The following is a 21359-nucleotide window of genomic DNA, read 5'->3' as shown; positions in this document are numbered from 1 at the left end:
TGTGTTTATATTCTGTCATCTCCCATAATGCAGCCGACCACTTCTTCCTTTGTTATGGTTCCGAAATATGGTCTTATATCTAATTCTTCAAAAACGCGGCTGACGGCGTCCCTCTCATAAACCACCCCGTTCAGCAGCTGTTCTATATCTTTCATCTCCATACATCCCAGAAAGTCACCCTCAAACCGGATTTGTTCAATCCGCGAATTCTTTAAAGATGCCTTAACCGTTATGCTGCCTCCTCCAAACCGTTTTCCGTGTGTCAGGTCTGCCGGCGGGTTCTTTCCATACGTCCAGAGGAAGGATTCATATTTGTCACGGGCCAGGCACATAATCTCCCTGCGCTCGTTCAGGGATATTTCATATTCCTTTCCCCCTGATTCCCCAAAAAGGGCCTGCAGCAGTCTTTCCCTGAATTCCAGAACATCCATGTCATAGGAAAGATGTTCCGCTATGGTGGTTACCCTTGAACGCACCGACTTAATACCCTTTGATACCAGCTTATCCTGTTTTACCCGCAATGCCCTGCTCAGTATTTCTAAATCTGAACTGAATAACAGTGTTCCGTGAAACAGTACCCGGTTCTTATAGATTCTTACCGCGCTTCCTGATATCTTGGCGTTTCCCAGAACCAGGTCATTGCGCCCGTTAATCCCAGCCTGGATTCCCATTCCCCGAAGCGCTTCTACAACCGGTTTTAAAAAAGCAGAGTAGTCTGTGTTTGTAAAATCCCCATGCTCCATGATAAAGCTGAAACACAAGTTTCCCAAGTCATGGTAGACAGCGCCGCCCCCGCTGGTTCTTCTCACCACATCAATTTTGTTGGCCTTGACGAACTCTTCACATATTTCTTCATGGGTATTCTGAAAAGCGCCTACCACAATGGTGGGACGGTTCCTCCACAGCATGAGTACGGGCTCTCTGATGTCCTCTTTCTTTAAAAAATATTCCTCAAAAGCCAGATTTTCCGAACCGATAATACTGTTCGTCTCCACGTATATCATAGTAAAGGCCCTCTCATTTCCAGCTGTTTTCCTAAAAATATCCACATGGTGCAAGGCGCTCCATGTGGATATCCTCTTAAAATAATAAGTATGCTCTTTTTACTGCACGGCCGGTATTTCCCCTTCAATCTTTACGTCGGTCACTTCATCCTCTGCTGCCTTTGGAAGAATCATGTTTAATACAAGGGCAACCAGGGCCGTACCGGGAATACCGGTAAAAATGGTTGTAACGGTTGACGGCAGAAATGCCAGGTTAGCCACTCCGAAATTGCCGCCGATGCCAATGGCCAGCGCAATGGCCAGGATGGTTGTGTTTCTCTCCGTAAAATCGCCCATGCTGATAACCCGGAGCCCGGACGCCGATATCTGACCACACATTACAAGGACAGCTCCTGCCATAACACAGTTGGGAATCAGTGCAAGCAGCTGGGCCAGCTTTGGAAATACCGCAAAAGCAAGGAAAATGATTCCTCCCAAACCGGTGACAAAGCGGCTTCCCACGCCGGTCATTGCAACAATACCCACATTCGCGCTTCCCGTAATAACCGGAGCACCGTTAAAGGCAGATGCAAACATTCCCGTGATACCGCCGCCTCGGATGGTCCTGGATAATTCCTCCGAGGTGGGAAGCCGGTTGGATACCGCCGTCACAAGCCCCGTGGTGTCCCCCACCATTTCCATCAGGGTGCCGATGTGAACCGCGCAGATTGTCAGGATTGCTCCCACATTGAAGTTGACTCCCCATGCAAAGGGTTTAACCATGGAAAACCAGGAAGCCTCTCCGATGCTTGAAAAATCCACCATGCCAAGGGCCGCGGCAACAACGTATCCTATTACCATGCCGATTAATATACAACATTGTTTGATAAGGCCTTTTCCAAAAAAGTTCAGAAGAACAATCACCACAACGACCATTACAGCAATCGCCAATTCAGTCATCGCGGTTTCACTTTCCACATTAAAGTTTCCGAATGCCGTTGCGCCGATACAGTTACCCACGGTCAGCACCACTGCCCCTGTGACGGTAGGGCTGAAATACTTATGTAAGTACCTGATTGCAATGGGACCCAGAATAAACAATACACCGCTTCCAACCAGGGCCGCCCCAAAAGCTCCGCCGATTCCGATATTGGGGTTATTGGCCGCCACCACCATTGGTGTAATCAGCGTAAAGCTGCCTCCTGATACAATGGGGAGTCTGGCTCCAATATGCTTTCCGATTCCAAAGGACTGGATAATGGTAGCTATACCGGTGATAAATAACGCACACTGAATTAATAAAGCAGTTTCTTTGACACTGAGCCCAAATCCCATCGCAAGCAGCATACCTACCGCAATCTGTCCTGTAAATGCCGATAGTACATGCTGGAATGCCAATGGAAACGCTACTGCCAATCGGGGTTTGTCTTCGATACCATAACTCATCATTCTCATAACTAACTCCTGTTTCTGATACTCCCGCCATTTCTGCCTAATGTATGAAGTTCTCCTTTTATTTTTTATATTCAAAACTTTTACCTGACGAATCGGCGCCATGTTTTGTCAGGAATTGGCAGGGCTTCCACAAAATACCTGTCTGTTTATTTGAAAAAGACAAACACAAGGGCAAATAAACATTATGCGGTATCCTTATGGAAACCGGTAGTTTGAATCCGTTCCGGCTTAGTTATCCAAATTGAGTCGTTTTGTCAAATCAGCCATCTTTGCACCCAGTGCCCTGGCTCTCTTTAATCCTTCCGGGTCGTCCATTTCCCCTGACCCATCCCCCGGATTCCAGAGACTGGCTCCTGCGTAAGTTCCCGCTCCCCCGTTGCAGACAACCATACCCTGTGTATGGTAAAATCCAAGGATTGCGTTCAGTGCCCCTTCCTGTCCTCCGTTTCTTGTTCCTCCTACTGCAATCGCAGCGCCCACCTTCCGGTTAAAAAATGTGGGATCCTTTTTTATAATATTCCAGGTAGGGCGGAACCGGTTGAAAAAGGCCGCCAGCTGTGCCGTAATATTCATCTCATAGACCGGTGATGCTATTATCATCCCGTCAGCCTGATATACCTTTTCATAGAGAGGGGTCATATCGTCCTCATATACTGTACACCGGACCGCGTCCTCTCTCAGACACTTATTGCAGTGAATGCAGAAGTTCAGCTTCCTTGCACGCAGTTCAATGAGCTCCACTTCCACGTCCCCTGTTTCCAGTGCGCCGTCCAGCGCTTCCCGCAATGCGGCATAGGATGATTTCCTTCTTGGGCTTCCACATATTCCGATAATTTTTACCATGCCGTGTACTCCTTCCGGGGCAGAACATCATTTTATTTTATACTCTATTTTTACATGTATCTTTTTTAACGCGCAAAATTCTCTTGTGCAATATACACAATTTTATTATGTGTTTTTGTTTATTATTATGCGTTTTTCTTAATTATATCAAAAAAAAACGGATTGTCAACGAATCCAAACCAGTTTCCGGATGAAACTGGTTACATCAGACTTTCTATGCCGTGGGCGGAATCTATAGCTTGTCTCTATACTCTTTTACATTATTTCTGGTGGTTTCCCTCAGCTTTAATTCCACCGGAAACAACACGCTTTTACTCTCTGTATTGCCCCTCAGTTTTTCCAGCAGCAGTCTGGCTGCACTTTCCCCAAGCTGGTAATTGGGTGCAACCACGGTTGACAGCGAGGGGAGCACAAAACTGGCCACCGGATTGTCGTCGAATCCCATTATCTCCATATCCTCCGGCACACGTATGCCGTGAAGCACCAGATATCTCATTGCCGCAATTGCCATCATATCGTTAAAGGCAAAAATAGCGGTGGGCCTCTCCTCCAGCCGCATCAAATGCCCGCACGCGTCATATGCATCCTGCAAATCTGCATAATGGGCTTTCACCATGCACAGACGGCAGTCCTTTTTTTCCATGAAAAAGTCATATACCGCCTTACGGCGCCTCTCCGTCACCAAATAAGTGTCAGAAGTGCTGATTACCCCGAATACGCGGTTGCCTTCCCGGTACAGATATTCTAACGCCATCTGGACCCCTTTGTAATCATCACTGTAAACGTATGTCACATCCTTGGGTGATTCCGACTGCTCCATATTTTCAATCAATACATAGGGCACCTGAATCTTGGCCATGCGCAGCTCCTCGCTGTTAATAAAACCGGAGCCGGATATAATCATTCCGTCAACACTTCTCTGGTCCACCCTGCGCCAGAAATCCTCTATGCTGTCTGTTGAAAATACAAGGACCTTATAATCCGCTTCCCTCAATACAGCCTGGCTTCCTTCCACCAGCTGGTTGAAAAATTCATTGCAAAGGGTCGGGATTACACATAAGATGGTCTTTGTATAACCGGTTGACAGGCTTTTGGCGGAGGGGTTGGGTATGTAGTCCACCCGCTTCATGACCCCTATGATATGATTGCGTGTTTCCTCCGACACCTTCTCCGGCTGATTAATGCATCTGGAAACCGTTGCAACCGAAACCCCCGCCAGGTACGCAATTTGTCTGATATTCAAAATATAACCTCCTTTTTATGCATTATCTATACAGTATTATACTATATAAAGGAGTAAAACAGATAAAAAAACGGAGAAACCTGTTTTACAGGATTCCCCGTTTTTTATCTGTGAAAGTATCCGATATATCATCCCAGCCGTTCAAATCCCGGAACCTTAAGTACATCCGCCATTGTCTTTCCCGGCTTCAACTGTTCCTCTACCCTGAGTCCGGTATTGGTGAATATAGTGCGTTCCCCGCTTCTTGGCGCCCCTGTTTTCATGATTGGCAGGCCTAACGCAATTGCCAATTCAGCGTTTGGGTCGTCAATGACTCCTCCCGCCCTTCCGGACGCCACAACCAGCAAATCATGTTGTTTCATGAAACGGACCGTTTCAATTGCCTCTGTCAGTGTACCAATCTGGTTGGGCTTTAATATCATTCCCTGTATCGCGTCCATGTCGATTGCTTTCTTGGCCCTGTCAATGCTGGAGCATATAAAATCATCTCCGATCAATACAGCCTGTATCTCTTTCCTGGCTTTTTTGAATCCCTCAAAGTCCTCTTCCTGCAGAGCATCCTCAATAAACCCGATTGGATATTTATGCGCGATCCTGGAAAGCAGTGAGATCATTTCGTCCCTGTCTATATACGTTCCCTTATACAGATATGCGTCCCTTGCCTCATCATAGATTTCACTGGCAGCGCAATCCATGGAGAATATAATTTTATCTTCATACCCCAATGATGAGGCTGCTTCCATAAGCATATCAAACAATACAAACGGGTCATCCGATGGGGCGCCATATCCGCTGTAATTACCCATCACGGGCGGTTTTCCATTGTTGTATTTCTTAATGATATCTCCCATCTTCTGGAATATCTCCACCCCAATTCTGGACCCCTCATAGAATGTACTTACATTTTTAGGAATCACAATAAACTCCTGAAATGCAAGGGTATAATTCCCATATGTACCGCCGTTAATCATATTATATGCCGGCGCAAATACCCTCTCCGGCTCTTCCTCTGCCAGGTACCTCCATAATGGCTTTCCCACGCTGGCCGCCGCTGCTCTGGCGGCCGCACAGGAAACAGAATAGATTGCATTTCCTCCCAGATTCGTCTTATATCTGGTCCCGTCCAGCTCTATCATCCTATGGTCAACTGCCTGCTGGTCTGTCACATCCATACCAACCAAAGCCGGACCAATGATTTCCTCGATATTTTTTACTGCTTTAAAAACGCTGAGGCCGCCAAATAACTCTTTATCGTTATCCCTTAATACATACGATTCATTCTTCCCAACAGACGTGCCAGTGGATGCTCCCGCCCTTCCCATCTTACCATTTTCCGTATATATTTCAGTCTCTACCACAGGCCTTCCCTTAGAGTCCAGTACCTGTCTTGCCTTTACTTCCTTTATTCTGTTTCCATTCATCCTATTTTCCTCCCTTATTCCGCTTCCGGTACATACATCACGTTAAAATCGCACAGATTGGTCCCTGTATTTCCTGTAAGTATGGAATCCTGGGTACACTCCAGCGCCCCGCCGCAATCGTGGGTTCTGAATACGTCAAAAATATTAATACCCTTTTCAGAAAGCATCCGCAATGTCTGTGAATCCGTCAGTGCTCCCGCATACCTGGTTGTCCCATCTGTGCCCTCTGTATCCACCGATGCAAGGGCTGCGCCCGCAGTGTATCTGGCACCATGGGCAAATCCCAATGCAAGCTCATGGGAAGGACCTCCCGTTCCCCTGCTTCCGTCCTCCACTTTCGTCGTGGTCTCCCCTGAACAGAATACAAAGCAGGGCGCCTTAATCGGTCTGTGATTAGCCTGTATCTCCCTTGCCATGGAGGCAAAGAAGTATCCTGCCTCCCGGCTTTCACCTTCGATAAAGGTGGAAAATACCATGGAGCTGATTCCCATTTCCCTGGCAGCTTCCACTGCAGCTTCACATGAATCCGGTACATTGTTAAGGCAGAAGTGCGTCACACCCTCTCCAAATGCTTTTGGGGTCTCATGCTCCGGATTATCTTCATACAGATATTTTAAAATAGACTCTGGCAGCTTGTCCTCCAGCTGATAATTCCTGATACAGTCCCGCGCATCCTGTATCGTAGTCTTATCCGGAGCCACCGGTGTGCCGAAAAACTGGAACGGTGCCTTGAAATCTACAGTAGGCTTTACCCCCACACCGTCTCCCACAATTATATTTACAATCTCAGCGCCATTTTTAAGTACCTGCTCCGCAAGGCGCCCGCCGTTGGTTCTGGAAATATGGCGTCTGACCGCATTGATTTCCTCAATCTTCGCGCCGGAGCGCAGCAGCATATCCTGGGCCTGTATCTCCTCCTGCAATGTGATGCCCTCTTTGGGGCATGTCAGTAAAGCGGAACTGCCTCCGCTGATGACAGAGATGAACAGGTCACCCGGCTTTCCCTTATCAATCATTTGTATTATATCTTCAGCGGCCCGGTACCCCTCTTCATTTGGAAGGGGGTGTCCTCCCACATAGACCCTGGTATTGATATAGGTATCGTTATCCTCTGCTATCTTCACGGATATAACACCTTCTGTCAGCTTCTCCTTCAATACATCACATACGGCCATGGCCATGGCATTACACGCTTTTCCCGCGCCAAAAAGATAGATATTGCCCAGTTTATCCATATCCCAGCGCTTTGTACCAATGGTCAGACAATTACCGTCCACAGACATAAGTTCCTTAATCAGATGGTATGCGTCCACCTTTGCCCACATGCGCTCCAGCAGTTCTGTAATCTTTTTCCTGGATTCCCTGTCTCCATGATTTAAAAGACTCTCTGTATTCTTAATTTTCCCCATTTTGCTGTCCTCCCCTTTTATTAAATAGCAGATAATTGACGATTAACAGAACCGGCATGACATATGCCTGGAAACAGTAGGGCGCATATTGGAAACAGGATACCCCCAAAAGATCCAGAGCAATGACAGCGTTCATGTTCCATGGAATCAACGGCCCTAAAGGGGTTACAGAGCAGGCCAGATTTCTGGTTAAATCTAAATCGCTTACATTCATTTTCTTGTAGAGCGGTTTCATGAGGTTTCCCGCAAAAAGATAGGCAAAAGAACCGGAACACCCCACTGCATCTCCTAAGAAACCTGTAATAATGGTTGTTATGAGAAGCTGGAAACCCGTCTTTACTTTATTAACAATCGGCGCCACCACAGCATCCAGAACACCGGCCTGGGTCAATATACCGATAAGGCCGAATGTGATGAGATACAGGGACGCACTGGAAAACAGGCTGGTGACTCCGCCTCTTGACAGCAATGTATCCACAAGTTCCATCCCGGTATCGCTCTTTACACCTGACCAGAAGCATGTCAGCACATAAGCCAATGATTTTCCCTGGTAAATGACAGCTACGCCAATACCGGTGGCAGCACTTATCAGGATTGAGATGATCGCCGACTTCTTAAGCAGGAGCAGTATGATTACGATAAGCGCCGGCAGGAAGGCAATCAATCCCACATTATAGTTATCACCTAATGTTTTGATTATCATTAGCGTGGTCTCATTTTGGACCTCTCCGCCTGCGTATACAAATCCTAAAATGGTATATAATACAGCGCTTATGATGAAGGCCGGAAACTGTATTTTTGCCAGATGCCTGACATGGTCCATCAATTTTACCCCTGTGACCGCGGATGCCAAATTAGGGCTGTCCGACATCGGAGAAAAGCCATCTCCCAGGAACGCGGCACTGACCACTGCTCCGGCTGTCATGGCCGGGGGAACTCCTAGCCCCAGTCCCACGGCAGACATCGCAATACCAATGGTACCTAATGTCCCCCAAGAAGTACCGCACGCCATTGCGTACAACGCTCCGACAATAAACGTAACCAGAAGAAAAATTTTGGGTGTTATCATCCGAAGTCCCACATCTACAATCGCAGACACTGTTCCTGCGGCAATCCATGCGCCAATCATACCTCCCACAGACAACAGGATAAATACAGATGTAATGATCTTCCCGCAGTAAGACACTGCCGCCTTTTCAAGTTCCTCGTATGTAAATCCCAGGGACATGCAGGCCGGAATGACAAACAGCCACGATAAAAAGAAGGTGGCGGCCATAGATACCCCCCATTTCATATAAGGGACAATAACCACAACACAAACAGCGGCCATGATCAGTAACGCAAACAAAAAGCTTGGTTTCTTTCGTTCATTTGAACTCATAGATTATCTCCTTTCTTTTTGCTTTCAATCAACAGCGCGCTTTGTGATTAAAAGTATTAAAAGCCAATGAAATAATTTTGGCTTAATATCTCTTCAATTTTTGAAACTACCTCTATTCCCTCATCCTTATTTTTTGCAGCTATGCTTGAAATAATATAGTCAATGAGAAAATGGACTGCCACGTAGGAATCCTTAAAGGAGGGGCCTACGGCGGAACACGGAATGATAATATCTCCATATGGTTTGACAGGTCTTATATCCTTGCCTGTAATGATTATAACTTTAGCTCCCCTTCTTCTCATGAAATGGGCTATATTTACCGTTTCCTTATAAAATCTCGGAAAGGAGAATACAGTGCACACATCCCCCTCTTCCACATCTGTTATTTCCTCAGGATATGTGCTGGCAATCCCCTGAATCAGCCGGACCTTCTTCTTTATCTGAGACAGCACCACAGCCAGGTAAAAAGCAGGAGAAAAGCATGTCCTAAGTCCCAACACATAATTATGATTTGCACTGCTAATCCAGTCTACCGCCAAATCCAGCTTTTCTGTGTCCTGAAGCCTTAATGTGGCCTCGATATTATTCACGGCAATGTCCCTGCACCGAAGAAGCAAATCATTGGGAGTCCCTCCCTGTTCAGATAACTCGCCAAACCTGGAAGGAAGGCTTACCTTTACTTTTATCAAATCCTGTATGTTTTTCTTCAGATCCGTATAGTCCTTATACCCCATCGTCCTGGAGAAACGGATTAAGGACGTGGTGCTGAGTCCGATTCTATGTGCTATTTCATTTAATGTTTCAAATGGTACAAGAGCATAATTCTCCAGCAGAAAATCAGCAATTATTTTCTGTGATTTAGTAAGATTTTCATATCTTTTGTTGATTTCATCAATAATATTTTTCATCTCTCATCTCCTGATTTTGAGTATATCATAGTACATTTTTTCTTCAATACCGCACATATTTTCTGGTTAGTTTATCTAATTTCCCTCATATTTTTTAACTCCAAAACAGCTCCCCCTCGTATTTTTCAACAATTTATCAATTCATTTTAAAAACCGTACACAGCTGACAAAGAAATTTGACATAAAAATGTATATTTATATACATTTTTAAAAAATAAAATATCCCGGCATCATACCGGGATATCAAACACAAAAAAAATCGGTTCTATACTGAATGTTGGGGTGTGCTGAAAAGCACACTTCCAACATTCTTTTCGTTGTAATAAAATACATCTATAAGAAGCCTCCTAAACGCATTATCCCGACCAAAGTTTAATGTTACGGAGGTGACCCCTTATAGATGTACCCTAATTATACCAAGGCCTTCCTTAACTTGGAAGGTGTTTTTATTAAAAAAGTGGTTCAGGCAGACTCTTTCATTAAAATTTTCATCCAGTCCCAACCGGTAGAACAGACTTGTCCCTGCTGTGGGGCTAAAACTAAACGGATTCATGATTACCGTTTACAAGAAGTCCAGGACATTCCCTTACTGGGAAAACAAGTAATCCTGCTCCTTCGCAAACGCCGCTACCTCTGCCCATACTGCCGCAAACGGTTCACGGAACCCTATTCGTTCCTCCCCAGCTACCACCGCAGGACCCGCAGACTGGCATTTTACATTGTCTCCCTGCTCCGGCAGACCTTTTCCTTAAAACAGATTGCAGAGCTTACCGGTGTTTCCGTCCAGACGGTCTGCCGCCTTCTGGACACGATTTGCTATCCTCCGCCTGACCAGCTTCCACAAGCGCTTTCCATTGACGAATTCAAAGGCAATGCTTCTACCGGTAAATATCAGTGCATTCTGGTTGATCCGAAAAAGCGCCGGATCCTTGACATTCTCCCGGATCGGACACAGAGCCATCTGGCTGATTATTGGCGGAACATTCCCAGGAAAGAACGCCTGAAGGTAAAGTTCTTCGTCTGCGATATGTGGCGCCCCTACACCGAACTTGCACAGACCTTCTTTCCAAACGCTACAATCATCGTGGATAAATATCATTTCATCCGGCAGATGACATGGGCGATTGAAAATGTACGCAAACGGCTGCAGCGATCCATGCCGGTTTCTCTGCGTAAGTATTATAAAGGCAGCCGGAAACTCATTCTGACCCGCTATAAAAAGCTGAAAGATGAGAACAAACAGGCCTGTGATTTAATGCTTCACTATAGCGAGGATCTGCGTCTGGCACACCGCATGAAAGAGTGGTTTTATGATATCTGCCAGATGGAAGCGTATCGTCAGCAGCAGAGGGAATTTGATGACTGGATTGCGAATGCACAGAGCTGTGGGATCAAGGAATTTGAGGCCTGTGCTAAGACCTACAGGGCCTGGCGAAAAGAAATTCTGAATGCCTTTAAATACGGGTTGACAAATGGTCCCACAGAAGGATTTAACAACAAGATAAAGGTGTTAAAACGGAGCAGCTACGGAATCCGGAATTTCAAACGGTTCCGAACCCGGATACTTCACTGTACATCATAGGATAAAAAGGTCGGTAATGCGGAGGCTTATTTGGCATGCCCAAAATCAGTAAAACCTGGAACTAAACATAAAAAGGGCCCTTTTCATAGAATTGGGGCGGGATTTTAACAAATCCCACCCCAACTATTGACAAAGAGCCAAAAAATCCCCTCTCCGTACCCGGAAAGGGGAAAAGGGTGAGTAGAGGGATTCGAACCCTCGGCCTCCAGAGCCACAATCTGGCGCGATAACCAACTTCGCCATACCCACCATATTAAGTTATGAAACATCAGAGCTTACGCTCAATGAGCCTGAAGGGATTCGAACCCCCGACCCACGGCTTAGAAGGCCGTTGCTCTATCCAACTGAGCTACAGACTCACAACTTCTGACAGCCTTGATGTGACTCTGCACTTTCATGCCGACTGCTGTCAACGAGCTATAGTTTATCATATGTCTCTGGAGATTGCAAGCACTTTTTTTAAATTTCTTGTCCTTTTTTGCACTTTTTTTGCAGCCTTTTCCAAATTCCTTATTCCGGAGCCTGAAAAAGGCTGCGCCAAGGCTGTGACAAAGCCATCGTCTGCCGCAGAATCTGCCGTTGAATGTACCGTTGAATCTTCCGTTGAATCTACCGCAGCTGCCGGTAAAACCGGAGCCGTTTATTGTCCCCGTCCATACGGCACATGGTGCCAAAGGGCAGGGTACCCATGGGCTTGTCGTGGCCTGACCTGATATGATACATCACAGGCAAATCAAAGGTTCCAAAGCGGTCATGAAGGAATTCCTCTATCTGATAGGTGCCGTCATACCGGTCATTGGTACAGTCCGTAAAATCTCCCAGGAGAATTCCCGCAGCGTGTTCAAACATCCCCGCATACTCCATCTGGGTAATATACATGTCAAGGGAGGCAATGCCTTCCTCCACATCCTCCAGAAACAGAATCTTATCCCTGGTGTCCAGCTGATAGAAGGTACCGCAGGCCCTGGCCAGCACAGATATATTTCCGCCCGCCAGAATGCCCTCTGCCTCCCCTCCCCGGATGGTCTTAAAGCCCTCCTCACCGGGCGGGTTACGAAACTCCAGCTCCTCCTCCATATTGAGGGCCGCAAACAGACCGGACCTGGTGTAGGCGTCAAAGTCCTTCAGCATGTTGGAGCACACCATGGGACCATGGAAGGTAACCAGATTCCCAAACATCTGGAATGCTGAGTGAAGGTTTGTTATGTCGCTGTATCCAACAAAAATCTTGGGATTTTGCTTCACCAGGTCAAAATCCAGGTATTTCATGATTTGGGAGCTGCCATATCCTCCCCGCACACAGAAAACCGCCTTCACCTGCGGATCCGCAAACATGCGGTTTATGTCCTCTCCCCGGGCCCCGGCATCCCCTGCCAGATAATTGTGGAAATTATACATGTTCTCAAGACATGTGCCCAGCTTTACCCGGTACCCCATGCCCTCCAGCAGCTTTACGCAGCCGTCCCTCTCCTCTTCCTTTACAGGAAACGCTGGAGACACCAGCCCCACTGTGTCCCCTTCCCTAAGTCTCTCCGGAAATACCATCTGTCTCAATCCGTCCTTTCATCCTTAATCCGGAATATACCGGAAAACTGTTTTCCGGCGCGCTCCGGCCAAAAAGCTGCCCACTCCTGATTCCCAGGCGTGGGCACCTCTTACTCTGCTTACTTACTTTGCTTACTCGCTTTGCTTACTCACTATGGCCTGGCTCTCTCACCATGCCTACTGCTTATCAGCATATTTAAATATCGTATGTCCAATATAAGTCTTGATAACGCCCTCGCATCCCGGCTTCACCAGAAGCTGTGCATTGCGGTAGTACAGAGGCAGTATGGGCATCTCCTCCATCAGAAGCTTCTCGCCTGCCTCAAACAGCTCCATGCGCTTCTTGTTGTCCGTAAGGCTCCTGGCCTCTTTCATCATGCTGTCGTATTCCTTGGCCTGGTCGTTGAGCCAGCGGCACTGGGTTTCATTTCTCTGGAGAAGGAAGCAGTCCAGATTGGTGCTGGGGTCAGGATAATCGCCGGTCCAGCCGTCATAGCAGATATCAAAATTGCCGGCTGTCTGCTCATCCCAGTATACCTTTGGCTCAAAGGTAACAATCTCCACATTCACTCCCAGATTTTCCTTCCACATAGCCTGCATGGCCTGGGCCACGTCTTTTTTCTCCTGGTCGTTCTGGGTAATCAGAGTCAGAGTAGGGTATCCCTCTCCGCCCGGGTATCCTGCTTCTTCCATAAGCGCCTTTGCAGCCTCCACATCCTCTGTGAACAGGTTGCCCACCGTGGTGCGGTAATCTTCGCTGGAGCCCTCATAGGGAATGCCGTGAGGCACAAAAGCATAGGATGATTCCGGCCTGGAGGCAACGATGGACTGGTTGATGACGTCCCTGTTAAGAGACATTGCCAGCGCCTTCCTCACCCGCGCGTCCGACAAGTAGTCTTTCTCGCAGTTAAAGTCATAATAGCAGGTACCTATCAGATCATAGGACTTAAGCTCGTCGCTTCCGCCGTACTGTGACTGTGCCTGGGTCTGGATGATGGTATTGTCCACTACATCCACCTCTCCTGCATTGTAAGCGGACAGCGCTGCCTCTGCGGATTCGATAAACACAATATTCACGCCGTCCAGCTTCACTGTATCTGCGTCAATGTATTCCGGATTCTTCTCCAGCACATAGCTGGCCTGGGGATTGATTTCCTTCAGCCGGAATGCTCCGTTGCTTACATAGGTGTCCGCTGACTTGGTCCAGGCCTCCGGCCCTTCCACCGCATCCTTCTTCACCGGGAAATAAGCGGTGACAGCTGTAAGGTCGATAAAGTAGGCGGTGGGGTTCTCCAAAGTGACCTTCAGTGTCTTGTCGTCCTCAGCCTTGACGCCCACATCCTCGGCAGATGCCTTTCCCTCATTATATGCCTCGCCGTTCTTCAGATAGAACAGATACCAGGCGCCGGGAGAGGCCGTATCCTGGGCCAGGGTACGCTTCCAGGCGTACTCAAAGTCACCGGCCGTCAGAGGGGAGCCGTCTGACCATTTAAGGCCGTCCCTCAGGGTAAAGGTGTATTCCAGTCCGTCCCCGCTCACCTCGTACTTTTCAGCACATCCATTGATCAGGCCGCCGTCCGGGCCAATCTGCATCAGGCCGGTAAACAGATTCTGAAGAACAATGGATGATGTGGCATAATTGTTCATGGTGGGGTCCAGTGTCTCAGGCTCCTTCTGCATGGCGTAGGTCATGACCTTTCCGCCCTCGCTGCCGGCTCCGTCTTCCTTCCCGGCCGAAGCCTGGGTGGTCTGCCCCGAAGCACCGTTCTCAGCCGGTTTCTCAGAACTCTGTCCGCCGCACCCTGCCAGCATGGCAGCAGCCATGACAAGACTCAGTAATACTTTTACATTCTTTCTCATTTCACTCCTCCTTCTTATGAGCACCCAGCAGGCGTTTTCCGGCCCCTAAGCGCGATATATGCCACCGGCGCCCAGTCAACTGAATACCTGACCGCCGGAACCGTCACATGATTCTGTACCCGTGATTCTGTACCTGTGATTCTGTACCCGTGATTCTGGCCCTGTGATTCTGCTCTTGTGAATCCGGCCCCATCCGGCTAATCAAAAAGATGGCAGGCCACCTTATGCTTGTCATTGACCGCCTTTAACTCCGGCTTAACCTGGCCGCAGATATCCTTTGCGTAGCGGCACCTGCTTCGGAAGGGACAGCCGGGAGCCGGATTAATGGGCGAGGGAACATCTCCTTCCAGGATGATTCTCTGGTTTTCCTTAGCCAGCTTTGGGTCCGCCACAGGCACTGCGGAAATCAGGGACTGGGTATAGGGGTGGAGCATGTTGTCATACAGCTCATCCACCTGGGCGTACTCAATGAGATTGCCCAGGTACATGACCCCCACCTCTGACGAGATATGGCGCACCATGGACAAATCATGGGAAATGAACAGATAGGTAAAATGAAACTTATCCTGCAGCTCCTCCAGTATATTGATAACCTGGGCCTGGATGGATACATCCAGGGCCGATATGGGCTCATCGCAGACAATAAATTCCGGCTCCGCGGCCAAAGCCCTGGCTATGCCGATTCTCTGCCTCTGTCCGCCTGAAAACTCATGGGGATACCGGTTGATATGGTCCGGTTTCAGGCCGACCATCTCGATCAGCTCCCTGACACGGTCATTCTTATCCTTCCCCGTGTGCAGCTTCATGGCCCATATGGGCTCGGCTATAATGTCGCCTATGTTCTTCCTTGGGTCCAGGGAGGTATAAGGGTCCTGGAATATCATCTGCATTTTCTTCCTGTAGGGAACCATCTGGCTGTCGCTCAGTCCGGTGATGTCCGTTCCCTGATACAGAATCCGTCCCGCAGTTGCCTGGTACAGCTTAAGGATGGTGCGGCCCACCGTGGTTTTGCCGCAGCCTGATTCCCCCACCAATCCCATGGTGCGGCCTTTCTCAATGGAGAAAGTTACGCCGTCCACTGCCTTTAACACCTTTGGCTTGGAAAAAAGGCCGCTTTTCAGCATAAAATGCATCTTCAAATCATTTACTTCAATACAGTTATTGGTATCAGTACATTGAGCCATCACAGCTTCACCTCCCCCATCCGGGCTTTCACCGATTCATTGTGAAGCCAGCAGGCGCTGACATGTCCGTTTCCCAGGTCGCAAAAGGGCGGCTGATGGACGGCGCAGAGCTTCATGGCCCGGGAACACCGGGCCGCAAAGGGACATCCCTTTGGAGGATTCAAAAGGTCGGGCGGCGTGCCGAAGATTGGCACCAGCTTTTCCTTTGTCCTCTTTGGTATGGAGGCCAGAAGTCCTGCCGTGTAGGGATGGCCGGTCCGGTAGAAGATATCCTCGATCTTCCCCTCCTCCATGATTAATCCCCCATACATGACAATAACCCTGGTGCACAGGCTGGATATAACCCCCAGGTCATGTGTAATCAATATGACGGAGGTGTTAAACTCATTCTTCATATGGGCCATCAGTTCCAGAATCTGGGCCTGTATGGTCACATCCAGTGCAGTGGTAGGCTCGTCTGCTATTAGAAGCTCCGGCTTACAGCACATGGCTATGGCTATCATAACCCTCTGGCGCATACCGCCTGAGAGCTCATGGGGATACTGCTTCAGCCTGCGCTCCGGGCTGGGAAGGCCCACTGCCTCCAGCATAACCAGGGCCTTTTTCTCTGCTTCCTTCCTGGAAAGCTTCTGGTGGCGCATCAGGGGACCGCGAATCTGTTCCCCTACTGTAAACAGGGGATTCAGACTGGTCATGGGATCCTGGAATATCATGCCAATCCGGTTGCCCTGTATCTTCCTCATTTCCCTGGGAGACTTTTTAAGCAAGTCCTCACCGTCAAAGAGCAGGGCGTTCGCCTGCCGGGAAGCATTGTCCTCCAGCAGCCCCATAATTGACAGCATGGTCACACTTTTTCCGCAGCCGGATTCCCCCACGATTCCCAGGCTCTCTCCCTTCCCCACATGGAAGGTGATGCCCCTTACGGACTGCACGCTGCCTGCGTCTGTGGCAAAACTGGTGCGCAGGTTCTCTACCTCTAATATTGTATCTTCCATCATGTTCATCCACCTACTTCTTAAGTCTTGGGTCCAGAGCATCCCGCAGCCCGTCACCGATAAAGTTCAGGGCAAATATGGTGATGCTGATTGCCAGCGCCGGAAACAGCATCTGGTAAGGATATGAAAACAGATATTCTATGGCGTCATTGGCCAGGGTTCCCCAGCTGGCCTTGGGCACCTGGATACCGATGCCTAAAAAGCTTAAAAACGCCTCCTGGAATATGGCTGAAGGAATCAGAAACGTAACCGTCACGATGATGGAACCCATGCTGTTGGGTATCAGATGGTGTATCAGAATCTGCCATTTGCTCAGCCCGCAGACCTTGGCTGCCAGGGCAAAATCCTGTTCCCTCAGGGTCAGTATCTGGGCACGGACCATTCTGGCCGTGGTAATCCAGTAAGTGAGACACATGGCAATCAGAATACTCTGTATGGTGTTACCCAGAAACATCATAATCAAAATCATATAAATCAGGCTGGGAATACCGGTCAGGATATCCACCACACGCATCATGATAATATCCGTGGTTCCTCCCACATAGCCTGATATGCCCCCGTAGAGCACGCCTATGACCATGTTGATGGCCGCTGCCGCAAATCCGATGGACAGGCTGATACGGGCCCCGTACATGGTCCTGACAAAAATATCACGTCCCATCTTGTCTGTCCCGAACAAGTGGGCGCTGTTGGGCCACTGAAGGGCATTTCCAAAGTCTGTCTGGTCATATGTATAAGGGGAAAACATAGGTACAAATATGGCTGCCAATGTCATAAGCACCACAATGGCAATGCCCAGCATAGCCAGCTTATCCTTCTTAAGCCGTATCCAGCAGTTCCTCCAGTAGGAGATGCTGGGGCGGTTAATGGATTCCATCTCCCGGTCTGTGTCGGAAAGTCCCGCCAGGAGTTCCTCGGGAATCACATCCGACATGGTAAATTCAACTCTCTCTTCCATCCTCTTCACCTACTCCGTTATCTTTACTCTTGGGTCAATCACTGCGTACATGATGTCAACAATCAGATTACAGCCAATAATCATCACGCCTAAGAACACGGTAAGTCCCAGTGTAACAGAATAGTCCCTGTCCGTGATGGCGGATATGAAATAGCGTCCCAGTCCCGGGATGCTGAACAGCTTTTCAATGATGAACGTACCGGTGAGCAGCGTGGCCACCAGCGGGCCCACATAGGTTACCACCGGAAGAATGGAGTTCTTAAGGGCATACTTGCTGATGACCTCCCATTCCGGCACGCCCTTGGAGCGCTCTGTCCTTATGTAATCCTGGCGCATGGTCTCCAGCATGCTGGAACGCATGAGACGGGTGATATAGGCCACCTGGGAAAATGCCATACAGAACACCGGCAGCACATAGTGCTTCCACGAAGTCAGGCCATAAGAGGGAAATATCTTCCACTTCTCACAGAATACGTACATCATCAGCACACAGAGCACAAAGCTGGGCACTGACACGCCGATGGTGGCCAGCACCATGGAGGCGCCGTCCGCCAGCTTTCCCCGCTTCACGGCTGCCACGATTCCCAGGGGGATTCCCGCCGCAAGGGCCACCGCAATTCCCAGCGCCCCCACCTTTGCCGATACCGGAAAGCCGTTGGCTATAAGTTCATTGACCGTGGTATCCTGTTTTTTAAAGGAAGTCCCCATATCCCCATGAAGGAGATTGCCGAGATATCTGACATACTGGGCCGGAAGCGGGTCATTGAGACCATATTTTTCGGAAATCTGCTCCAGGATTTTTTCCGGCACGTTCCTCTGCTCAGACGGACTGAAAGGACCTCCCGGAATGACATGCATCAGAAAGAATGTAATGGTAATAAGAATAAATAGAGATAACACGCCTGCTACCAACCGCTTGATTATGTACTTTGCCATTGCCATACCACCTTTATCTTAGATAAGCTGAAATCGGGCTGAACCGCCCTGTGTATAAAAAAAAGGCGACTTAAAGAACAGTAAGTTCACTGCACCTTCGCCCGACGTACTTAATTAAAAATTATACCTACTGGCCGGTTAAAAGTCAATAAAAAGGACACAGTTTCACATTGCATTTTCTGGCAGAAATACCTATAATTAAATTTGCGGCTGCCGGCCTGCGGGACCGGATGAGATTTTACCCCTGTTTTCAGCCGCAAGATGGAAAGAAGGTATGAATCACATGGAAATCCCTGTTCTGAATGAGATAATGAGAGATACGGTGGTGGAGGTGGATCTGGACCGCATCGCCTTTAATGTGAGGCAGATTAAGGCTATGGCCGGTCCGGGCACCCAGGTGGCGGCAGTGGTGAAGGCGGACGGCTACGGCCACGGCGCCCTGGGCATTGCGCCTGCCATCATGGAAAACGGAGCCAGCCTGCTGGCAGTGGCCACCCTGTCCGAGGCAGTGGAGTTAAAACAGGCCTATCCAGGCTATCCCGTGTTAATCATGGGACTGACACCGGACCGTCTGCTGCCCTATGTGCTGGAATACGGCATCATCCAGACCATTGATACCCTGGCCCAGGCCAGGCTCCTTAACCGCCTGGCTTCCGAAAAAAAGCAGCAGGCTGTCATACATATCAAATACGACACCGGTTTTCACCGCATCGGATTCCCGGACTGTCCGGAAAGCCTGGATGAAATACGGCAAATCTGCTCCATGCCCTGGCTGAAACCGGAGGGCATCTACTCCCATCTGGCCCTGAAGGACGACCAGTCCAACCAGGTCCAGTTCCGGTGTTTCATGGATGCTGTCAATGAACTGGAGAGCGAAGGCTGCCATTTCCGCTATAAACATATTGCGGACAGCATTGCCGCTGTTGATTTTCCGGAATACAGGCTGGACATGATACGGGCCGGAGCCATTGTATACGGGTTAAAGGGCTTTCACAAGGGACAGCTTGACATCCGCCAGGCCCTGACCTTTAAAACCCGTATCAGCCACATCACTCCTGTTCTGAAAGGCCAGGGGGTAAGCTACGATTACCTGTGGACCGCGCCGCAGGACACCAGGGTGGCTGCCCTGCCCTTTGGCTACGCGGACGGCTATCCCCGGAACCTGCGTGGCAAGGCCATGGTCACCCTCAGGGGAAAACAGGTCCCGGTGATCGGAGTCATATGCATGGACCAGTGCATGATTGACCTGACCGATGTGCCGGAGGCACAGATAGGGGACCAGGTCATCATATACGGGGACGGCAGCGGAAACACGCTGGACATCGACGCGGTCAGCCGTCTGGCAGGCACCAATAAAAACGAAATCGTGGCCCGGCTCACCAGACGGCCCCCCAGGATCTATGTGAGGGGAAATGATTCCGGGACCGGATACAGCTCTGCAGAAAGGATGACACCATGAATATAAAACAACGGACAGAAGAATTATATCCCCAGCTGGTACGGATCCGCAGGGAACTGCACCAGCATCCCGAACCGGGTTTTAAGGAGCACTGGACCAGCGCCTATATCTGCGGCCTTCTGGATGAGTGGGGCATTTCCTACGAATTCCCTGTGGCGGGCACGGGAATCGTGGCCATGATCCAGGGAGAGAAGCCCGGCTCCGGCAATACGGTGGCGCTTCGGGCCGACATGGACGCCCTGCCTCTGACAGAGGATATTGCCCGTCCCTTCTGCTCCCTGCATCCCGGCCATATGCATGCCTGCGGCCATGACGCCCATGTGGCCATTGCCCTTGGCACGGCCCGCATATTGATGGAATCCCGGAGTGAATGGTCCGGGTGTGTGAAGTTCTTTTTCCAGCCCGCGGAGGAGACCACGGGAGGCGCCCTTCCCATGGTGGAGGCAGGCTGCATGGAATCCCCCCATGTGGACTACGTAACCGGCCTCCATGTAATGCCTACCCACGAAACAGGAGAAATTGAAATCCGCTACGGGGATTTAAATGCCTCCTCCGATGAGATTCACATAAAGGTCCACGGAAAGAGCTGCCACGGCGCCTATCCTGATACGGGAGTGGATGCCATTGTCATGGCTGCTGCTGTCATAAACAGCCTGCAGACCCTGGTAAGCCGCTGCATCTCACCCCTGGACAGCGCAGTCCTCACCCTGGGGACCATACACGGCGGAACCGCGGGCAACATCGTGGCAGCCGAGACAGAGATGACCGGCACCCTGCGCACCACGGACCCTGCCGTGAGAGAGAAAATCATTGACGCCATGACCCGTCAGGTAAGCTGTACCTGCCAGGCCATGGGAGGCAGCGGGGAGGTTGTCATTGTCCCGGGATATGCCGCCCTCATAAACTCAGACGAAATCGTGGATGTGCTGGTGGAGACAGCCGAAGAGGTCCTTGGAAGCCAACACATCCATCCAAAGAAATTCCCCAGTCTGGGGGTGGAAGACTTTTCATTTTTCCTGGAAAAGGCAAAGGGAGTTTTCTATCATCTGGGATGCGCCAACAGGGAAAAAGGCATTACAGCCCCCCTTCACAGCCAGGACTTCGATATCGACGAAGAATGTCTTAAGCTGGGAGTGCAGCTGCAGGCCCAACTGGCCCTGAAACTTTTAAAACGTGATATTGCTTAGAAAAACCAGA

The 21359-nt window shown here is 49.4% G+C and carries 17 protein-coding genes and 2 tRNA genes; 3 read left to right on the top strand and 16 right to left on the bottom strand.

Going from position 1 to position 21359, the window contains the following annotated elements; all coding sequences use genetic code 11:
• Nucleotides 1-5 precede the first annotated feature (5 nt).
• The 8 genes from CGC65_RS05090 to CGC65_RS05055 form a co-directional block, all read right to left on the bottom strand.
• Nucleotides 6-1004, bottom strand: a complete 999-nt coding sequence (locus CGC65_RS05090) for a lipoate--protein ligase (protein WP_002568007.1) — start codon at nucleotides 1002-1004, stop codon at nucleotides 6-8.
• A 99-nt stretch (nucleotides 1005-1103) separates the two neighbouring features.
• Complete coding sequence (locus CGC65_RS05085; protein WP_039897691.1) at nucleotides 1104-2438, bottom strand: uracil-xanthine permease family protein; 1335 nt, start codon at nucleotides 2436-2438, stop codon at nucleotides 1104-1106.
• A 228-nt stretch (nucleotides 2439-2666) separates the two neighbouring features.
• The gene (locus tag CGC65_RS05080) at nucleotides 2667-3281 is read right to left on the bottom strand and encodes a flavodoxin family protein (RefSeq protein ID WP_002568009.1); all 615 of its coding nucleotides are present in this window, start codon (nucleotides 3279-3281) and stop codon (nucleotides 2667-2669) included.
• Between the two features lie 232 nt (nucleotides 3282-3513).
• Nucleotides 3514-4524: a LacI family DNA-binding transcriptional regulator gene (locus CGC65_RS05075; protein WP_002568010.1), complete on the bottom strand. Its 1011-nt coding sequence runs from the start codon at nucleotides 4522-4524 to the stop codon at nucleotides 3514-3516.
• 128 nt (nucleotides 4525-4652) lie between these two features.
• Nucleotides 4653-5945 (bottom strand): phosphopyruvate hydratase, encoded by a 1293-nt coding sequence (gene eno, locus CGC65_RS05070; RefSeq protein WP_002568011.1) that lies wholly within the window; start codon nucleotides 5943-5945, stop codon nucleotides 4653-4655.
• A gap of 14 nt (nucleotides 5946-5959) precedes the next feature.
• A complete protein-coding gene (locus tag CGC65_RS05065) occupies nucleotides 5960-7354 on the bottom strand; it encodes a glycerate kinase type-2 family protein (protein ID WP_002568012.1) in 1395 nt (464 codons plus the stop codon).
• Nucleotides 7341-8735 carry a Na+/H+ antiporter NhaC family protein gene (locus CGC65_RS05060; protein ID WP_002568013.1) on the bottom strand — a complete coding sequence of 465 codons (1395 nt, stop codon included), beginning with the start codon at nucleotides 8733-8735 and terminating at the stop codon, nucleotides 7341-7343. The genes CGC65_RS05065 and CGC65_RS05060 overlap by 14 nt, the downstream gene beginning before the upstream one ends.
• A 56-nt stretch (nucleotides 8736-8791) precedes the next feature.
• Nucleotides 8792-9643: a MurR/RpiR family transcriptional regulator gene (locus tag CGC65_RS05055; protein WP_002568014.1), complete on the bottom strand. Its 852-nt coding sequence runs from the start codon at nucleotides 9641-9643 to the stop codon at nucleotides 8792-8794.
• A gap of 400 nt (nucleotides 9644-10043) precedes the next feature.
• On the opposite strand from CGC65_RS05055, the gene CGC65_RS05050 reads away from it, so the two are divergent.
• A complete protein-coding gene (locus CGC65_RS05050) occupies nucleotides 10044-11225 on the top strand; it encodes an ISL3 family transposase (protein ID WP_002578389.1) in 1182 nt (393 codons plus the stop codon).
• Nucleotides 11226-11400: 175 nt separating this feature from the next.
• Here the strand turns inward: CGC65_RS05050 and CGC65_RS05040 are convergent.
• The 8 genes from CGC65_RS05040 to CGC65_RS05005 all read right to left on the bottom strand — a co-directional run bounded on the left by CGC65_RS05040 (nucleotide 11401) and on the right by CGC65_RS05005 (nucleotide 18703).
• Nucleotides 11401-11474: transfer RNA gene (locus CGC65_RS05040), tRNA-His, on the bottom strand.
• A 36-nt stretch (nucleotides 11475-11510) separates the two neighbouring features.
• Nucleotides 11511-11584 (bottom strand) — tRNA-Arg (locus CGC65_RS05035).
• 250 nt (nucleotides 11585-11834) lie between these two features.
• Nucleotides 11835-12770, bottom strand: a complete 936-nt coding sequence (locus tag CGC65_RS05030) for a S66 peptidase family protein (RefSeq protein ID WP_002568015.1) — start codon at nucleotides 12768-12770, stop codon at nucleotides 11835-11837.
• A gap of 177 nt (nucleotides 12771-12947) precedes the next feature.
• Complete coding sequence (locus tag CGC65_RS05025; RefSeq protein WP_002568016.1) at nucleotides 12948-14630, bottom strand: peptide ABC transporter substrate-binding protein; 1683 nt, start codon at nucleotides 14628-14630, stop codon at nucleotides 12948-12950.
• 197 nt (nucleotides 14631-14827) lie between these two features.
• Nucleotides 14828-15814, bottom strand: coding sequence for an ABC transporter ATP-binding protein (locus CGC65_RS05020; protein ID WP_002568017.1), 987 nt, complete (start codon nucleotides 15812-15814; stop codon nucleotides 14828-14830).
• Nucleotides 15814-16812 carry an ABC transporter ATP-binding protein gene (locus CGC65_RS05015; RefSeq protein WP_002568018.1) on the bottom strand — a complete coding sequence of 333 codons (999 nt, stop codon included), beginning with the start codon at nucleotides 16810-16812 and terminating at the stop codon, nucleotides 15814-15816. The genes CGC65_RS05020 and CGC65_RS05015 overlap by 1 nt, the downstream gene beginning before the upstream one ends.
• 10 nt (nucleotides 16813-16822) lie before the next feature.
• Nucleotides 16823-17767, bottom strand: coding sequence for an ABC transporter permease (locus tag CGC65_RS05010; protein ID WP_002568019.1), 945 nt, complete (start codon nucleotides 17765-17767; stop codon nucleotides 16823-16825).
• Nucleotides 17768-17776: 9 nt separating this feature from the next.
• Nucleotides 17777-18703, bottom strand: coding sequence for an ABC transporter permease (locus CGC65_RS05005; RefSeq protein WP_002568020.1), 927 nt, complete (start codon nucleotides 18701-18703; stop codon nucleotides 17777-17779).
• A 283-nt stretch (nucleotides 18704-18986) separates the two neighbouring features.
• On the opposite strand from CGC65_RS05005, the gene alr reads away from it, so the two are divergent.
• Both alr and CGC65_RS04995 read left to right on the top strand, forming a co-directional pair.
• Nucleotides 18987-20162 (top strand): alanine racemase, encoded by a 1176-nt coding sequence (alr, locus tag CGC65_RS05000; protein ID WP_002568021.1) that lies wholly within the window; start codon nucleotides 18987-18989, stop codon nucleotides 20160-20162.
• Nucleotides 20159-21349 (top strand): M20 metallopeptidase family protein, encoded by a 1191-nt coding sequence (locus CGC65_RS04995; protein WP_002568022.1) that lies wholly within the window; start codon nucleotides 20159-20161, stop codon nucleotides 21347-21349. The genes alr and CGC65_RS04995 overlap by 4 nt, the downstream gene beginning before the upstream one ends.
• The last annotated feature ends 10 nt before the right edge of the window (nucleotides 21350-21359 follow it).

This window comes from Enterocloster bolteae, assembly GCF_002234575.2.
Taxonomy (GTDB): domain Bacteria; phylum Bacillota; class Clostridia; order Lachnospirales; family Lachnospiraceae; genus Enterocloster; species Enterocloster bolteae.
The sequence above is the reverse complement of the archived record's forward strand: the minus strand, read 5'-3'. Positions and strand labels throughout refer to the sequence as shown.